The organism is Psychroserpens mesophilus (assembly GCF_050617655.1).
Taxonomy (GTDB): domain Bacteria; phylum Bacteroidota; class Bacteroidia; order Flavobacteriales; family Flavobacteriaceae; genus Psychroserpens; species Psychroserpens mesophilus_A.
In genome coordinates, this window is record NZ_JBODQC010000368.1 from 1 (window position 1) to 248 (window position 248).

Genomic DNA, 248 nt, shown 5'->3' on the forward strand with positions numbered 1-248 from the left:
AGATTGCCGATTACCTGTTCCAAATTACAGCCGGGCAGTATATGAATATCAGCATGGCCACCCGGAATGGCGCCAACTACTTCAATATCATGGAGCCCCGGGAAGAATATGAGGCTGTGTTTGTCGGTTCCACTTCCGGTAACCTGTTCGAAGGAGTCGCGGATAAATCCGGGGAGTACCGCATCCGTGTCTACCTGATGCGGAGTGCTGCAAGAAGGGACGAAACAGTCTGGTACCGTCTGGAGGTG

1 protein-coding gene is annotated in these 248 nt (G+C 52.8%); it reads left to right on the top strand.

Going from position 1 to position 248, the window contains the following annotated elements:
- Positions 1 to 248, top strand: a 248-nt coding sequence (locus tag ACRHNM_RS17630; RefSeq protein WP_431137946.1) for a hypothetical protein, incomplete at both ends; no start/stop codon positions are given.